15 protein-coding genes are annotated in these 14,821 nt (G+C 72.9%); 5 read left to right on the forward strand and 10 right to left on the reverse strand.

The features are described from left to right. Positions 1 to 13 precede the first annotated feature (13 nt). The 4 genes from ACZ6KF_RS11300 to ACZ6KF_RS11315 are packed head-to-tail and all read right to left on the reverse strand — an operon-like array spanning position 14 to position 3,035. Entirely contained in the window at positions 14 to 922 is a 909-nt protein-coding gene (locus tag ACZ6KF_RS11300) for an ABC transporter permease (protein WP_469238201.1), read from the reverse strand. Then, positions 909 to 1,730 (reverse strand): ABC transporter ATP-binding protein, encoded by an 822-nt coding sequence (locus tag ACZ6KF_RS11305; protein ID WP_356633805.1) that lies wholly within the window; start codon positions 1,728 to 1,730, stop codon positions 909 to 911. The genes ACZ6KF_RS11300 and ACZ6KF_RS11305 overlap by 14 nt, the downstream gene beginning before the upstream one ends. 19 nt (positions 1,731 to 1,749) lie before the next feature. After that, the gene (locus tag ACZ6KF_RS11310) at positions 1,750 to 2,853 is read right to left on the reverse strand and encodes an aliphatic sulfonate ABC transporter substrate-binding protein (RefSeq protein ID WP_469238202.1); all 1,104 of its coding nucleotides are present in this window, start codon (positions 2,851 to 2,853) and stop codon (positions 1,750 to 1,752) included. After that, complete coding sequence (locus tag ACZ6KF_RS11315) at positions 2,805 to 3,035, reverse strand: putative leader peptide (protein ID WP_356633801.1); 231 nt, start codon at positions 3,033 to 3,035, stop codon at positions 2,805 to 2,807. The genes ACZ6KF_RS11310 and ACZ6KF_RS11315 overlap by 49 nt, the downstream gene beginning before the upstream one ends. Before the next feature lie 365 nt (positions 3,036 to 3,400). Here ACZ6KF_RS11315 and ACZ6KF_RS11320 point away from each other — a divergent pair, with 365 nt between their 5' ends. Then, on the forward strand, positions 3,401 to 4,687 hold the full coding sequence (locus tag ACZ6KF_RS11320; protein WP_469157733.1) for a sulfite oxidase: 1,287 nt from the start codon (positions 3,401 to 3,403) through the stop codon (positions 4,685 to 4,687). 124 nt (positions 4,688 to 4,811) lie between these two features. Further along, the gene (locus ACZ6KF_RS11325) at positions 4,812 to 5,594 is read left to right on the forward strand and encodes a TSUP family transporter (RefSeq protein ID WP_356633797.1); all 783 of its coding nucleotides are present in this window, start codon (positions 4,812 to 4,814) and stop codon (positions 5,592 to 5,594) included. A 186-nt stretch (positions 5,595 to 5,780) separates the two neighbouring features. On the opposite strand, the gene ACZ6KF_RS11330 is transcribed toward ACZ6KF_RS11325, so the two are convergent. The 6 genes from ACZ6KF_RS11330 to ACZ6KF_RS11355 all read right to left on the reverse strand — a co-directional run bounded on the left by ACZ6KF_RS11330 (position 5,781) and on the right by ACZ6KF_RS11355 (position 11,506). Next, positions 5,781 to 6,551 carry a GNAT family N-acetyltransferase gene (locus ACZ6KF_RS11330; RefSeq protein WP_356633829.1) on the reverse strand — a complete coding sequence of 257 codons (771 nt, stop codon included), beginning with the start codon at positions 6,549 to 6,551 and terminating at the stop codon, positions 5,781 to 5,783. Positions 6,552 to 6,643: 92 nt separating this feature from the next. Then, positions 6,644 to 7,711 carry an ABC-2 transporter permease gene (locus tag ACZ6KF_RS11335; RefSeq protein ID WP_469238203.1) on the reverse strand — a complete coding sequence of 356 codons (1,068 nt, stop codon included), beginning with the start codon at positions 7,709 to 7,711 and terminating at the stop codon, positions 6,644 to 6,646. Positions 7,712 to 7,808: 97 nt separating this feature from the next. Beyond that, positions 7,809 to 8,696: a TauD/TfdA dioxygenase family protein gene (locus ACZ6KF_RS11340; protein WP_469238205.1), complete on the reverse strand. Its 888-nt coding sequence runs from the start codon at positions 8,694 to 8,696 to the stop codon at positions 7,809 to 7,811. A 67-nt stretch (positions 8,697 to 8,763) separates the two neighbouring features. After that, positions 8,764 to 9,582 (reverse strand): ABC transporter ATP-binding protein, encoded by an 819-nt coding sequence (locus tag ACZ6KF_RS11345; protein WP_356633791.1) that lies wholly within the window; start codon positions 9,580 to 9,582, stop codon positions 8,764 to 8,766. Further along, positions 9,569 to 10,621 (reverse strand): taurine ABC transporter substrate-binding protein, encoded by a 1,053-nt coding sequence (locus ACZ6KF_RS11350; RefSeq protein WP_469238208.1) that lies wholly within the window; start codon positions 10,619 to 10,621, stop codon positions 9,569 to 9,571. Before ACZ6KF_RS11350 ends, ACZ6KF_RS11345 begins: the two co-directional genes overlap by 14 nt. A gap of 108 nt (positions 10,622 to 10,729) precedes the next feature. Then, positions 10,730 to 11,506, reverse strand: coding sequence for an ABC transporter permease (locus ACZ6KF_RS11355; protein ID WP_356633827.1), 777 nt, complete (start codon positions 11,504 to 11,506; stop codon positions 10,730 to 10,732). Positions 11,507 to 11,959: 453 nt separating this feature from the next. Between ACZ6KF_RS11355 and ACZ6KF_RS11360 the strand changes: the two genes are divergently transcribed. The 3 genes from ACZ6KF_RS11360 to ACZ6KF_RS11370 all read left to right on the forward strand — a co-directional run bounded on the left by ACZ6KF_RS11360 (position 11,960) and on the right by ACZ6KF_RS11370 (position 14,751). Then, on the forward strand, positions 11,960 to 12,916 hold the full coding sequence (locus ACZ6KF_RS11360) for a GlxA family transcriptional regulator (RefSeq protein WP_356633787.1): 957 nt from the start codon (positions 11,960 to 11,962) through the stop codon (positions 12,914 to 12,916). A 151-nt stretch (positions 12,917 to 13,067) separates the two neighbouring features. After that, positions 13,068 to 14,066: a type I glyceraldehyde-3-phosphate dehydrogenase gene (gene gap / locus ACZ6KF_RS11365; RefSeq protein WP_356633785.1), complete on the forward strand. Its 999-nt coding sequence runs from the start codon at positions 13,068 to 13,070 to the stop codon at positions 14,064 to 14,066. 196 nt (positions 14,067 to 14,262) lie between these two features. After that, the gene (locus tag ACZ6KF_RS11370; RefSeq protein ID WP_356633783.1) at positions 14,263 to 14,751 is read left to right on the forward strand and encodes an SRPBCC family protein; all 489 of its coding nucleotides are present in this window, start codon (positions 14,263 to 14,265) and stop codon (positions 14,749 to 14,751) included. Positions 14,752 to 14,821: the final 70 nt, after the last annotated feature.

A 14,821-nucleotide genomic window follows, 5' to 3' on the forward strand; every position in this document is an offset into this window, starting at 1 on the left:
CCGCCGGCGTCGGCTAACGCGCCGTCACCAGCCCCCGGTTGCGCAGCACCCGCCGCTCCAGCGGGCTGAAGACGAGCAGGTCGATGGCGATGCCGACCAGCAGGATCAGGAAGATGGCCAGGAACACCTGCGGCATGCTGGAGTTGTTCCGCCCGTTCTCCAGCAACTGCCCAAGGCCCACGCCGAGATCGGGCGAGGAGGCGATGATCTCCGCGGCCATCAGCGAGCGCCAGGAGAACGCCCAGCCCTGCTTCAGGCCGGCGAGGTAGCCGGGCAGCGCGGCCGGCATCACGATGTGGCGGGCGCCGCTCAGCCCGGTCGCGCCCAGCGTGCGCCCGGCCCGCAGGAACAGCGGCGGGATCTGGTCGATGCCGGCGACCAGACCGTTGGCGATGGACGGGACGGCGCCGAGCAGGATCACGGCGTACATCATCGAGTCGTTCAGGCCGAGCCAGATCACGGCAGGCGGCACCCACGCCACGGACGGCAGCGACTGCAGGCCGGACAGGATCGGGCCGAGGGCAGCGCGGACGAACCGCACCCGGGCGACCAGCAGGCCGAGCGGCGTGCCGATGGCGAGCGCCATCAGGAAGCCGGCCAGACCGCGCGAGACGCTGGTCCAGATGTAGTCCAGCAGCGTGCCCCGCAGCCACGCGTCCGTCACCTCGTCCCACACCGCGGACGGCGAGGGCAGCTTGTAGTCGGGCGCGGCCCCCGACCACACCAGCAGCTGCCAGACCACCAGGACCAGCGCGACGGCGGTGACCGGCGGCAGCGCCTTGCGCAGCAGGGTCTCGCGCAGCGGCGTACGGGCGGTCTGCACCGTCTCCAGCGCGTCGAGTCCGGCCTCCAGCCCCGCCAGGTCCTGTGCGTCGCGCGTCTTTCCGGCGCCCACGCCGGTGTCCGTGTCAGTGCCGGCCATGGCGGCGGATCTCCTTGCGCAGTTCTTCGGTGATCTCGAGGGACAGCTCGGCGACCGCGGCGTCCTCGATCCGGCGGGGCTGCGGGATGCCGACGGTCCACTCACGGGCGATCCGACCGGGCCGCGAGGACAGCAGCACCACGCGCTGCGCCAGCTTCACCGCCTCGCGCACGTTGTGCGTCACGAACAGCACCGACAGGCCCGTCTCGCCCCAGATACGGGTCAGTTCGTCGTGCAGGACGTCACGGGTGATGGCGTCCAGCGCGGCGAACGGCTCGTCCATCAGCAGCAACCGGCTGTCCTGCGCCAGGGCGCGGGCCAGCGCCACGCGCTGGCGCATGCCGCCGGACAGCTCGTGCACCCGCTTGCCGTACGCGCCCTTGAGGCGGACGAGTTCCAGCAGCCGCTCCGCCTCGGGCCTGCGCTCCGGCCGGGGCACCCCGCGCAGCTTCAGGGCGAGTTCGATGTTCCGGCCCGCGGTCAGCCAGGGGAACAGGGCGTGCTCCTGGAACATCAGGGCGGGCCGGCCGTCCGTGCCGATCGAGCCGGCGGAGGGCCGGTCGAGGCCCGCCACCAGGTTGAGCAGCGTGGACTTGCCGCAGCCGGAGGCACCCAGGAGGGTGACGAACTCGCCGGGTGCGACGTCGAGCGTGATGTCGTCCAGCACGAGCTGCTGTCCGCGGGCCGTGCCCGGGACCGGGAAGGACTTCGAGACGTGCTCGACACGGGCGGCGTACGTCACCGCCGCGGCGTCCTCGGCAGCCTTGGCGACCGTGGTGGCCATGGTCGTCACCTCCTGGGAACTCATCGGGATACGGCAGTGGTCACTACGCGCCGAGGCCGGCGTCGTCGACCTCGGTCTCGCCCTCGGCCTTGAGGACCTTGTTGAGCGGCGCGAGGTCGTAGATGCCGGCCAGGTCGGGCTTCTCCAGCAGACCGGCCTTGACCGCGTGCTGCGCCTGGGTGTTGAGGGTGGCGGCCAGCGGGTCGTTCAGGAAGGTGATGGACTCCCAGGCCGGGTCGACGACCTCGGCGGGCAGCGCCTTGCCCGACAGCTTCTCCAGCGCCGCGTTCGCGGACGCCTTGGCCTTCTCGGGGTTGGCGTTGATCCACTCGTTGGTCTTCACCGAGCCGCGCAGCACGGCCTCCACGACGTCCGGGTGCTCCTCGAGGAACTTCTGCGACACGATGATGTTCGTGATCACGAACTTCTTGTCGGGCCACAGGTCGGCCTCGTCCAGCAGCACCTTCGCGCCCTCGGCGACCAGCTTGGAGGCGGTCGGCTCCGGCACCCAGGCCCCGTCGAGGGAGCCGGACTTGTAGGCGTCCGGGGTGATCTTGTTGTCGGTGCGGACCACGGAGACGTCGCCCTTGCCGCTCTCGGCGTCGACCTTCCAGCCCTGGTCGGCGATCCAGTTGAGGAACGCGACGTCCTGGGTGTTGCCGTGCTGGGGCGTGGCGATTCTCTTGCCCTTGACGTCGTCGAGGGACTTGATCTTCTTCGGGTCGACGACCAGCTTCACGCCCCCGGAGGCGGAGCCGCTGATGATGCGCAGGTTCTGGCCGTTCGACTTGGTGTAGCCGTTGATGGCGGGGGAGGGGCCGATCCAGCCGATGTCGATGGAACCGGCGTTGAGCGCCTCGATCTCGGACGGGCCGGCGTTGAACGTGGCCGTCTTGATCGTCGTGCCGCCCAGTTCCTTCTGGAGCAGGCCCTCCTGTACGCCCACCAGAGCGGTGGCGTGGGTCAGGTTCGGGAAGTAGCCGATCGTCACTTCGTCGGCGGAGAGCTTCTCGGCGCCGGCCGCGACTTCCGCCTGCTCGCCCTCGTCGGCGGAGTCGGAACCGTAGCCGCAGGCGGTGAGGACGAGGGGGAGCGCGGCTATGACGGCGAGGGTGCGCAGGGCGGAGAGCGGTCTTGCGGCAGACACGGAGTGTCCTCTCGGGGAAAAGGGCGATCAGGGAGGTGGGACGACGGAGCGTCGCCGGGCGACGCGTCGGTTGCGGGGGCGTCGCAAGGCCGACAGATGGCGCTGGACGTGCGGCCGAGGTCGATGTGGCGGCGCGTGGTCAGCAGAGGCAGCCACCGGTTCGCGTGCGTGAGCGCGCCCATGACCACCCCCGATCCCTAGTTTTCCTACCTGGTTGCTAGGGATCGTGGCAGACGGTGGCGTGCATCCCAAGGGGGTGTTCGTATTCTGGACAACTGGATCTCATCATCCGGGACCAAGGGTGAACCTGCACTTCAGAGGCGCACGATTGACGAGACGGGCGCAGGGCTGCTCAACTGATCACATGAACGCCGCGCCGCGTCCGGTCGCCCATGACCGCACGGACTTCGGTCGGGTGTGGTCCGCCGGCTGTCGCGGCTGACGCGACAGCCGGCCCGACCCGTCCCGCGCACCGGCGCCCAGGCGCTTTCCGCCTTCGCACCACCGCCCCGCCCCCTGTCCGGCCACACCGATGACGAGGACCGCCATGCCCGCATCCGCCGCCCGGCACGACGAAACCGCATACGACCGGCACAGACTGCGCCAGTGGCTCGCCGGCGACGCCCGGGCGGACGGCGTCGGCCGCCGCCGTCTGCTCACGCTGCTCGCCGCCACGGCCGCCGCGACCGCGCTCCCCACGCCCGGCCCCGCACGCGCCGACGGTCCCCGACGCGCCTCGGACGCGACGATCGTCAAACCGCTGCCGCCCGAGTCGTTCATCCTGCGCGGCACCAACGCCGAGACCCGCTGGGAGGCCCTGCGCGGGACCGGCCGCCTCACCCCGAACGACCTGTTCTTCGTCCGCAACCACACCGCCACCCCCCTGCTCGACGCCCACGACTGGCGACTGCGGCTGTGGGGCAGCGGACTGCGCGGGGCACCCGGCGAGGACCGGCCGGTGGAGTTCGGCTACGACGATCTGCGCGCCCTGCCCTCCGTCACCCGCACGGCGTTCCTGGAATGCGCCGGCAACGGCCGCACGTACTACGCCTCCCAGCAGGGCGAGGCCGTCACCGGCACCGCCTGGACGCTGGGCGCGGTCGGCGTCGCCCGCTGGCGCGGGGTGCGCCTGGCCGACGTGCTGCGCCGGGCCGGACTCTCCTCCCGCGCCGTGGACGTCCAGCCCCGCGGCCTGGACGCCGAGTACGTCAGCGGCGGGGAGAACCTCGGCCGGGTCCGCCGCCCGCTGCCGCTGGCCAAGGCCCTCGACGACGTGCTGCTCGCCTACGAGATGAACGGCGAGCCCCTGCCCCCCGACCACGGGTATCCGGTGCGCGTGCTCGTGCCCTCCTGGGTGGGGATCGCGTCGGTCAAGTGGGTCGGCGACATCGAGGTGTCGGCGCAGCCGCTGTTCTCGCCGTGGAACACCACGTTCTACCGGCTGTTCGGCCCCGCCCACCCGGAGGGCGGCAGCGCGCCCCTCACCCGGCAGACCGTCAAGAGCGCCTTCGAGCTGGTGCGCGGCGCGGCCTTCCCGGCGGGCGCCGGCCAGGTGCTGCACGGCCGCTCCTGGTCGGGCGCGGGAGCGATCGCGCGGGTCGACGTCAGCACCGACGGCGGCGCGACCTGGCGCCCGGCCCGGCTCCACGACCGCCCCCGCCCGGACAGCTGGACGCGCTGGTCCGTCCCCTGGAGGCCCGTCGCGCCCGGACCCGTCGAACTGCTGGCCCGCGCCACCGACACCGCGGGCCGCAGCCAGCCGGACGTCGCCGTGCCCAACGCCCAGGGCTACCTCTTCGACGCCGTGGTGCGGCATCCGGTGACCGTGTACTGACGGCCCCCGGCTGGCGGGGGCCGCTCTGCCCGCGGGCTCGACGACGACACCGAGCGGACGAACACCGGGCGGATGTGTGAACAGGCGGCGGGGGTGGCCGACATGGCACGGATCGGGGGCTGACGTGGCGGTGCCGGCGGAGCTGTACGGCCTGGCCGTCGGCCTGACGATCGCGGCGGTGACCGCGCCCGTGGGGGTCTCGGGCGCGGTCTTCCTGCTGCCCGTGCAGCTGAGCGCGTTCGGCGTGCCCAGTCCGGCGGTCACCCCGACGAACCTGCTGTACAACGTGGTGGCCGGGCCGGGCGCCCTGGTGCGCTACCGCAGCGCGGGGGTGCTGAACAGCCCGCTGACCCGCCTCCTGGTCGCGGGCACGCTGCCCGGCGTGGTCGTCGGCGCCGCGGTGCGGGTCTTCGCCGTGCCCGGGGCGAGCGTGTTCCGCCTGCTGGTCGCCGGGCTGCTGCTGCCGCTCGGCCTGTGGCTGATCGCCCGTACCCCGCGCCCGGGCCGCCCCGCCCCGGCGGCGGAACCCTCGCCCCGCTTCGTCATCGCCCTCGCCGTGGCCGTCGGGATCATCGGCGGCATCTACGGAATCGGCGGCGGCTCCCTGCTCGGCCCCGTCCTGGTCGGCCGCGGCATGCCGGTGAGCCGGGTCGCCCCTGCCGCCCTCGCCGCCACGTTCGTCACCTCCGTGGCCGGCGCGGCGACCTTCGCGCTGCTGTCCCTGACCGGCGCCGGCGAGGTCGCCCCCGACTGGCGCCTCGGACTGGCCTGCGGCCTCGGCGGTCTGATCGGCGGCTATCTCGGCGCCCATCTGCAACCGCGCCTGCCGGAGCCCGTCCTGCGCCTGCTGCTCGGCATCCTGGCCACGGCCTTCGGAGGGATCTACGCGGTTCAGGGCCTGAGCTGAAGGACGGGGCCGGTGCGGGGCACCGCAGCCCGTCGGCCGTCCGAGCCCCGTACCCCGCGCGGCCCGCCGTCACGACGTGTCCCGGGGCTCGACCGCATGCGCCGGACGGTCACGTTCCACCGTTGCCCAGGTGCTTTCCGAGTCCGGCCGGCCAGGCAGCGGTGACCTGGCGTCGACCGCCCGTGCTCAGCTGCCCAGGGCGAAGAAGTGCAGCGGCGAGTTCGGAGCGAAGCCGATCCGGCGGTACACGGGCGCGCCGGCCGCCGTCGCATGGAGGGTCGCGCGGGTCAGGCCCGTGGCGCGGGCGCCCTCGTACAGGGCCTTGCGGGTCACCGCCTCGCCGTAGCCGTTGCGTTCCCAGCGCGGGTCCGTGGCCACCAGCGCGACGAACAGGCGGCCGTCGGCCGCCACCGATCCGGCGCAGCTCACCGGGACGCCGTCCCGGAGGCCGAGCCAGGCGTGCACCTCGCCGCGCCACAGCGCGGAGCCCGCGAGCCCGTCGCGGCCGTCCTCCAGGGGCATGCCGTAGGCGCGGGAGTTGAGGTCCGCGTAGGCGCGCAGGTGTTCGTCCGTGGCGACGCGGACGAACGTCAGGTCCGGGTGCGCGGGTTCGGGCAGGGGCAGCAGGTCACCGGCCATGCCGACGCCCGTGAAGGCGTGCGCAAGACCGGCCCGCCCGGCCGCCGTCGGCAGGTTCGCGCGCGCCTCGGCGCCCAGGAGGTCCTCGAAGACCCACAGGAAGCCCGCGTGCTCCTTCGACCGCATCAGGTCCGCCGCCTGCCCCAGCCGCCGCTCCAGCAGGTCCGGGCCGGCTCCGGTGTCGGTGAGCGTGACGCAGTTCCAGAAGGCGAACCGGCAGCCCGCCCAGCGGACCGCGATGCCCGGCAGGTCACGGACGTCGGCCCCCGGGTTCCGGTCGAGCACCATGGCACGCCAGACCGTCGCGAGCTGCTCCATCGATTCCACCGCGTCGGCGGGGTTCCTCGTCACCTCGGCTCCTTCGTCCGTTCGTCGGTGAGTGCATGTCCGCCCACCGCACCGGCCAATCGTCACGGCGGCCGAAGGGACGCCCGCGCCGACTGCCGTCCGCCTCTCCGCGCCGCCGCCAGCACGGTGACCGCCACCCCGGCGACCGCCCACCCCGACAGCACCAGCAGCGCGGCCGTCACGTCGGCGCCCTCGAAGTAGGCGATCGAGCGGGCCGTCCACGTCCCGGCCCCCGGCGGCAGTGCCGGGCCGATCGCCCGCCAGAACGGCGGCAGCATCGGCAACGGGAAGGCGCCGCCCGCACTCGGGTTGCCGGCGATCACCACCAGCAGGATCGCCAGCCCGATGCCGACGACGCCGAAGACGCCCTGCAGGGCGAGGGTGGCCGCGCCCACCGCGAACGTGACCAGGGCGCCCAGACCCCACAGAGCGGCCACACCGCCCGGCAGCGCGTCCAGGACCGGCCCGACGATCACCGCGCCGCCGAGTCCGCCGACGACCGCGACCAGCGCCATCACGATCAGGCGGATCACCGCCCGGCGGGGGGTGGCGGGGCGGGCGCCGGTGCTGATGGCGAGGATCGACGCGCACAGATAGCCGCCGACGCACCAGCCCACGACCAGATAGAACGACGACAGCCCGTCGAAGTCCCGCGGCGAGGTCGGGGCCACGTCGACGGTCCGCACGTCGCGCCGCTCCGCGCCCTCGGCCCGGGCGACCAGGCCCTCCAGGGCGGTGGCGAGGACCGTGCCGCCGCCGGAGGCGACCAGCAGCGTGTCGGCGCCCCCGCGGGCTTGGACGACGAGGGCGCCGTCGATCTCCCGGTCCAGGATCTGCTTCCGGGCGTCGGCCTCGTTGCCCACCGGGCGCGCGTCCAGGGGTGATCCGGGCAGCCGGTCCAGCCGGTCCAGCCGGTCCGCCGTCCGCCCGGCCGCGCCCGAGGGCGCCACCACGCCGAAGGGGACGTCCTTCGGCGCCGGGTCGTGCAGCGCCCCCACGTACGAGGCGATGAACAGCAACTGGAGCGCGACCACGCCGAGCACGAGCAGCGTGGCCCGCGCCGTGACGGCGTCCGTCACCTCGCCGGTGAAGGAGCCGTCACGGCCGCGGACGCCTGGAATGGGAGACATGCTCCCACCGTCCGCGCCGTCGGCCGCGCGCGCAGGCGGGAGGGAGCCGAACGGATGCCGCGCCGCCCGCCGGGACGGGAGCGCCGACGAGGGGGTGTCAGCCCGCCGCGACGGTCGCCGGGCCGACCGGGGTGTCCCCGCGCAGGGTGATGCGGTGCATGACGCGATGCCGCGTGCCGTAGTCGCGGTTGGCGTAGTGGGCGGTGCTGCGGTTGTCCCACAGCGCGACGTCCCCCGGCTGCCACCGATGCCGTACGACGTGCTCGGGCTTGGTCAGGTGGGCGTACAGGATGTCGAGGAGACCCCGGCTCTCGTACTCCGAGACCCCCACGATGTGCGAGGTGAAACCGGGGTTCACGAACAGGCCCTTGCGACCGCTCTCCGGGTGCACCCGCACCACCGGGTGCTCCACCGGCGTCAGTTCCGTGAACACCTCGCCCTCCCACAGGTTGCCCCGGCCCTGCCGGCGCTGGGCGAGGTAGTAGCCGAACTCACGGCTGCCGTCGTGGACGGCGGTGAGCGTGTCGACGTACGCCCGCAGCCCCGGCGACAGCGACTCGTAGGCCAGCTGGCTGTCCGCCCAGTTGGTGTCGCCGCCGCTGGGCGGCAGCACCACGGCCCGCAGGACCGAGATCGCCGGCGGACGCTCCACGAACGTCACGTCCGTGTGCCACACGTCGGCGAAACCGTTGTCCTGGCTGTCCAGGGAGTACACCTCGGGGGCCACGTCGCCCGAGTCGTGGACGGGATGCCCGACGGTGACCTCGCCCAGGCGCCTGCCGAACTCGATCTGCGCGGCGTCGTCCAGAGTGTGCTGGCCCCGCACGAAGAGGACCTTGTACGCGACCAGCGCCTCGCGCAGCGCGAGGACCTGGTCGTCGTCGAGGCGGCCTAGGTCGATGCCGTGGATCTCCGCGCCGAAGCGGGGGCCGAGTTCGGTGATCGGAAGCTGCGCGAGCGCGGGCCGTTCGCGGAGGATGCTCATGGGGATGTCCTTTCGCCCGTGGGTTACGGGTGGTCGTGGTGGTACGGGTCGTGTGCCGGTACGCGGCTCAGGCCGCCGCTGCCGCCTTGACGGCGTGGGACACCTGGGCGCGCAGCTCGGCGAACTCCCGCGAGCCGCGCAGCCCTTCGGCGTCGACGTCGCCGCGGGGCAGGGTGACGGGCAGGTCCAGGGCGACGGTGCCCGGGCTCCTGGTCAGTACGACGATGCGGGAGGCGAGGAACACCGCCTCGTCCGCCGAGTGGGTCACGAACACCGTCGTCCGCCCGGTCAGGTCGGCCACCCGGCGCACGTCCTCCTGGAGCCGCTCCCGGGTCAGCGCGTCCAGCGCCGCGAACGGCTCGTCGAGCAGGAGCAGCGGATTCTCCGCGGCGAGGGCCCGGGCGATCGCGACGCGCTGCTGCTGTCCGCCGGAGATCTCCCAGACCCGCCGCTCCTCGGTACCCGCGAGACCGACCCTGGCCAGCAACTCGGCCCGTCGCACCGGCCATTGGGCGCGCTCCACCCCGGCGTAGCGCAGCGCCAGGTCGATGTTGCCCCGCACGGTCCGCCACGGGAACAGCCGAGGCGTCTGGAACACCACCCCGGACGTCTCGCCGGGCCGCGGGTCGGCGCCGGAGACCCGCACCGAGCCGTGCGTGGGCCGCTCGAAGCCGGCGATCAGCCGCAGCAGCGTGCTCTTGCCGCAGCCGGAGGCGCCCACCAGGACGACGAACTCCCCGGTGGGGACGGTCAGGTCGACCGGTCCGACGGCGGTGACGGTCTGTTCGCCCCTGCCGTACCGGTGGACGACGCCGTCGACACGGACGGACCCGGCGGGCTCGGCGGCCACCGCCTGCGCGGCTTCGGCGGTCTCAGGCGCGGACATCGGCCAGCCCCTTGAGGTAGAACGCCTCGCGGACCACGTCCTCGGAGGGCGCGGCGTCGATCTGCTTCTGGTCGGCCAGGAACCGGCCGGTGTCGGTGATGTAGCCGAGCAGCTTGCCCGGGCCGTCCTCGCCCCCCAGCCAGTCGGCGGAGGCCACCTGCTCGGGGGTGAGGAACACGCCCTGCGCCAGCTGCGCCTCGGCGTCCGCCGTGCTGATGCCCAGCTCGGCGGCCACGGCCCGCACCGAGCCGTCCGGGTCGGACTTGAGCAGCCTGAGCGCCTCGGCCTCCGCCTCGCGCCAGGCGTCGATCGCCCCCGGGTCCCTGGCGATGAGATCGTCCGAGACGACGGCCAGGTCGAGGGTCGGCTTGCCGGCCGCGCCGATCTCCTTGCTGCTGGTGAGCTGGGTGCCGGTCGCGCGCAGCTCGTCCAGCGTCGGCAGCCAGACGTAGGCCGCGTCGATGTCGCCGCGCTGCCAGGCGGCGAGGATCGGCTGCGGCTGCAGGTCGATCAGTTCGACGTCGGACGGCTTCAGACCCGCCGCGTCCAGTGCCGCGAGCAGGCTGTAGTGGGAGGTGGACGCGAACGGGGTGGCGATCTTCCTGCCCCTGAGCCCGGCGATGTCGGTGATGCCCGTGGCCCTGCGTGCGACGAGGGCCTCGTTCTCGCCCGCGACGTCGAGTATCCAGGCCACCTTGTAGGGGATGGGCGAACTGCCGGACACGCCGCGGACGAAGGGGCTGGAGCCCAGCGCGGCGATGTCGAGGGACTTGCCGAGGAAGGCCTGGTTGACGCTGGCGCCGGAGTCGAACTTGATCCAGGTGATCTCGTAGCCGGGCAGCGCCTTCTCCAGCAGCTTTCTGTTCTTCACCAGCAGATCGCCGCTGGGGAAGGCGAAGTAGCCGATCCGCAGCCGCTTGGAGCCGCCGGACGCCGACGCCTCGCTGTCCGAGGAGCAGCCGGTGACGGCCGCGGAGACGGCGGCGAAGGCGCCGGCGAGCAGGAGACGACGGGAAGGACCCTGGGAGACACGGGACATGACGGAGCCGTTCTGTGCGGAAGGAAAGGAAGGAAAGGAAGGAAAGGAAGGAAAGAAGGGCGGGAGGAGGAGAGCGAGCGGGATGGACGCAAAGGGGCCGGAGACGTTCTACGCGCGACCGCGCCAGGGAACGGCCGTGCGTTCCAGACGCAGCAGCAGGCCGTCGATGATCAGGCCGGAGACGCCGATGGCGATGATGCCGACGAGGACGACGGGGGTGTTGTTGTAGTTGGCGGCGTCCTTGACCATGCCGCCGATGCCGGGCAGTCCGTTGACCAACTCGGCGGCCACCAGGGAGGAGTAGGCCACGCCCACGGCCAGCCGGACCCCGGTGAGCGTCTCGGGCAGCGCGGACGGGACGACGACGTCCCTGACCACGTCCCACCGCGACGCGCCGAGCGCACGGGCCGCCTCGATCAGGCTCTTGGGCACCGCCGTGACGGCCGTGGTCGTGGACACCGCCACGGGCGGGAAGGCCGCCACGGCCAGCAGCGTCACCTTGGGTTCCTCGTCGATGCCGAGCCAGATGATCAGCAGCGAGAAGTACGCCAGCGGCGGCAGCGTCCGCAGGAAGGTGATCCAGGGCTCGAACAGCGAGCGCACCCAGCCGACGGTGCCCATGAGCAGCCCGAGCACCACGCCGGCGGCGATGCCGATGCCCGCGCCCAGCGCGATGCGCCGCAGACTGATGCCGAGGTGCTCCACCAGCGTGGTGCCGTTGTAGCCGCGTACGCCGTCGTGCGTGGTGGAGACGTCGATGAACGCCTCCCACACCGTGGCCGGCGGCGGCACCAGCGTCTCGCTCCACGTCCCGCTCGCCGCCAGCAGCTGCCACAGGCCGAGGAAGAGCAGGAGCGAGCCGAACGGCAGCGCGACGCCGCGCAGGCCGGTCCGCCGGTCCCGCTCCCGTGCCGGCGGACGCGGGGTGGAAGCTGTGGCGGTGGTTGACGGATTGTCATCTGCCTTTGTGGCAGGGGGAATTGCGGACACGGGCGTCCTCCAGGGGGCGCCGGGACACGAGCGGCTGCCGTCGACCGACATGGGCGGCCGGACCCGAGCGAAGGTGAGGGGTGACGAGGGGAGCGCACCCCTGTGTCAGGGTGCGGGAACCGCCCGGGCGCGGGGTGGCGTCACCGCACCTCGGGGCGTGTCAGAAAAGCCTGGTCGAGGCAGGCCGGGTCAGCAACAACACGAGCCCGGGCGTCGGCACAGGTCGATGACCAGGCGTCGCACCAAGGGCTCGGGATTCATGAGGCCTATTTGTACCGCAGCCGGCGCTCCACGCCAACAGGCGTCCACGTTCCGGAACGGATCTTTCCGCGCAGTAACCTCCTTCCCGTGTCAGCCTCCCGTCTGCACCGCGTCGCCGTCCTCGTGCTCGAGGGCGCGAAACCGCTCGATGTCGGCATCCCCGCACAGGTGTTCTCGACCCGTGCGAGCATGCCGTACGAGGTGAGGGTCTGCGGGGCGACCCCCGGCCTCGTGACCGGCGGCGACGGTCTGTCGTACTACGTCGCCGACGGCCTCGACGCGCTGACGTGGGCCGACATCGTCTTCGTCCCCGGCTACCGGTTCCCGGACCGCGACGACCCGCCGCCGGCCGTCGTGGACGCGCTGATCGCCGCGCACGACCGGGGCGCGCGGCTCGCCGCCATCTCGACGGGCGCGTTCGCGCTCGCCGCCACCGGCCTGCTCGACGGCAGACGTGCCACGACCCACTGGCACTACACGCAAGCGCTGATGACGAGGCATCCGCGCGTCCGGGTGGACGAGAACGTGCTGTTCGTCGACGAGGGCAGCGTGCTCACCTCGGCCGGCGCCGCCTCCGGCATCGACCTGTGCCTGCACATCCTGCGACGCGACCTGGGGCTCGCCGCGTCGAACCACGCCGCTCGCCGTCTGGTCGCGGCCCCCTACCGCAGCGGCGGCCAGGCCCAGTACGTGCCGCGCAGCGTCCCCGAACCGCTCGGCGAACGCTTCGCCGCCACCCGCGAGTGGGCCCTGCACCGGCTCGGCGAGCCCCTCACCCTCGACATACTGGCGCGTCAGGCCGGGGTGTCGCCGCGCACGTTCTCCCGTCGCTTCGTCGAGGAGACCGGCTACACGCCGATGCAGTGGGTGATGCGCGCCCGCCTCGACCTCGCCCGCGAACTGCTGGAGCGCTCGCAGCGCGGCGTCGAGCAGATCGCCGCCGACGTCGGCCTCGGCACCGGCGCGAACCTGCGCCTGCACTTCCAGCGCATCCTCGGCACGACGCCGAGCGAGTACCGGCGCACCTTCACCCGGCGCGAATAGCGCGCCGTTCGCCGCGCCGTTCGACGGCCGTGGCGTTGCGGCAACCTTGCGGCGGGGGGTGGCGGGATCCTTGTGAACCATGGCGATCACGCCACTGTCGACGGGCGCGCGCCGCGGGCGAACCTGATGGCGAAGGGAAGGGACACCATTCATGACTCGCATCGCCATCAACGGTTTCGGCCGCATCGGACGCAACGTGCTGCGCGCGCGCCTGGAGCGCGACAGCGACCTCGAGATCGTCGCCGTCAACGACCTGACCGAGCCCGCCGCTCTGGCCCGGCTCCTCGCCTACGACAGCACGGCCGGCCGGCTCGGGCGTCCGGTGACGGTGGACGGGGACGCCCTCGTCGTCGACGGCCACCGGATCAGGGTGCTGGCCGAGCGTGAGCCGGCGCAGTTGCCGTGGGCCGAACTCGGCGTCGACATCGTCCTGGAGGCCACCGGCCGCTTCACCTCGGCCAAGGCCGCCCGCGCCCACCTCGACGCGGGCGCGCGGAAGGTGCTCGTCAGCGCGCCGTCGGACGGCGCCGACGTCACGCTCGCGTTCGGAGTCAACACCGACGCCTACGACCCGGCCCTGCACACCATCGTCTCCAACGCCTCCTGCACCACCAACGCGCTCGCGCCGCTGGCGGCCGTGCTGGACCGGGTCGCCGGCATCGAGCACGGGTTCATGACCACCGTGCACGCCTACACGCAGGAGCAGAACCTGCAGGACGGGCCGCACCGCGACCCCCGTCGCGCCCGCGCCGCCGGGGTCAACATCGTGCCGACCACGACGGGCGCCGCCAAGGCGATCGGCCTGGTGCTGCCCGGCCTCGACGGAAAGCTGTCGGGCGACTCGATCCGCGTGCCCGTGCCGGTCGGCTCGATCGTCGAGCTCAACACGACCGTCGCCCGCGACGTGACGCGCGACGACGTGCTGGCGGCGTACCGCGCCGCGGCGGAGGGCCCGCTCGCCGGCATCCTCGAGTACTCGGAGGACCCGCTCGTGTCCTCCGACATCACGGGCAACCCCGCCTCCTCGATCTTCGACTCGGCGCTCACCCGGGTCGACGGCCGTCACGTCAAGGTGGTCGCCTGGTACGACAACGAGTGGGGCTTCTCGAACCGTGTGATCGACACGCTCGAACTCCTCGCGGCCCGCTGACGCGGGGACGCGCCGCCGACTCCCGGCCGCTTCGGCAGGCCCGGCCGTTCCGGACGTCCGACCCCCGGTCGTCCACGGCCGGGCCTCGCCGTTGTCCCGGAGCCGGGAGTTTCGTCGAACAGTGCAACCGGCAAGTTGCAGTTGCCCCCGAGCTGTGCAACCTTTGAGTTGCACGTCAATGGCAAGGGAGACACCTGTGAACGACGACGTCACGTACACGGAAGCAGAGCTGGTCGAGCTGGACCGGATCGCCCGGCAGATCGACATCGACGCCCCGGCCGAGCGGGTGTGGGAGCTGGTCGCGCGGCCCGGCTGGTACATCAACGACGGCGTGGTCGACCCGCAGCCGGATCTGCGGTACGAGGACGACGTGGCCGTGGTGCGCCATCCGTCCCTCGGCGAGTTCCGGTTCCGGACGGTCGAGCTGGACAAGCCCCGTTACGCGGCATTCCGCTGGATCGGGACGCCGACGCGGGACGAGTTCACGCCGACGACCCTGGTCGAGTTCTGGATCGACGAGCGGGACGGCGGCGGGGTGACCCTGCGCGTGGTGGAGAGCGGGTTCTCCGGCCTCGCCGACGACCCGGCGGCGTGGTTGAAGGAGCGCGAGGGCAACGACAAGGGCTGGCTCACCGAGCTGACCGCGGCCAAGACGTTCGTGGAGGGGAGCGGGGCGGCTCGGTGACCGCCGGGGTGCCGACGCGACGGGCCGCCGCTCCGCCACGCGAGCCGGACGCGCGGGCGTCCCCGCCCGG

The sequence above is a fragment of the Streptomyces sp. NPDC046379 genome, from assembly GCF_055587785.1.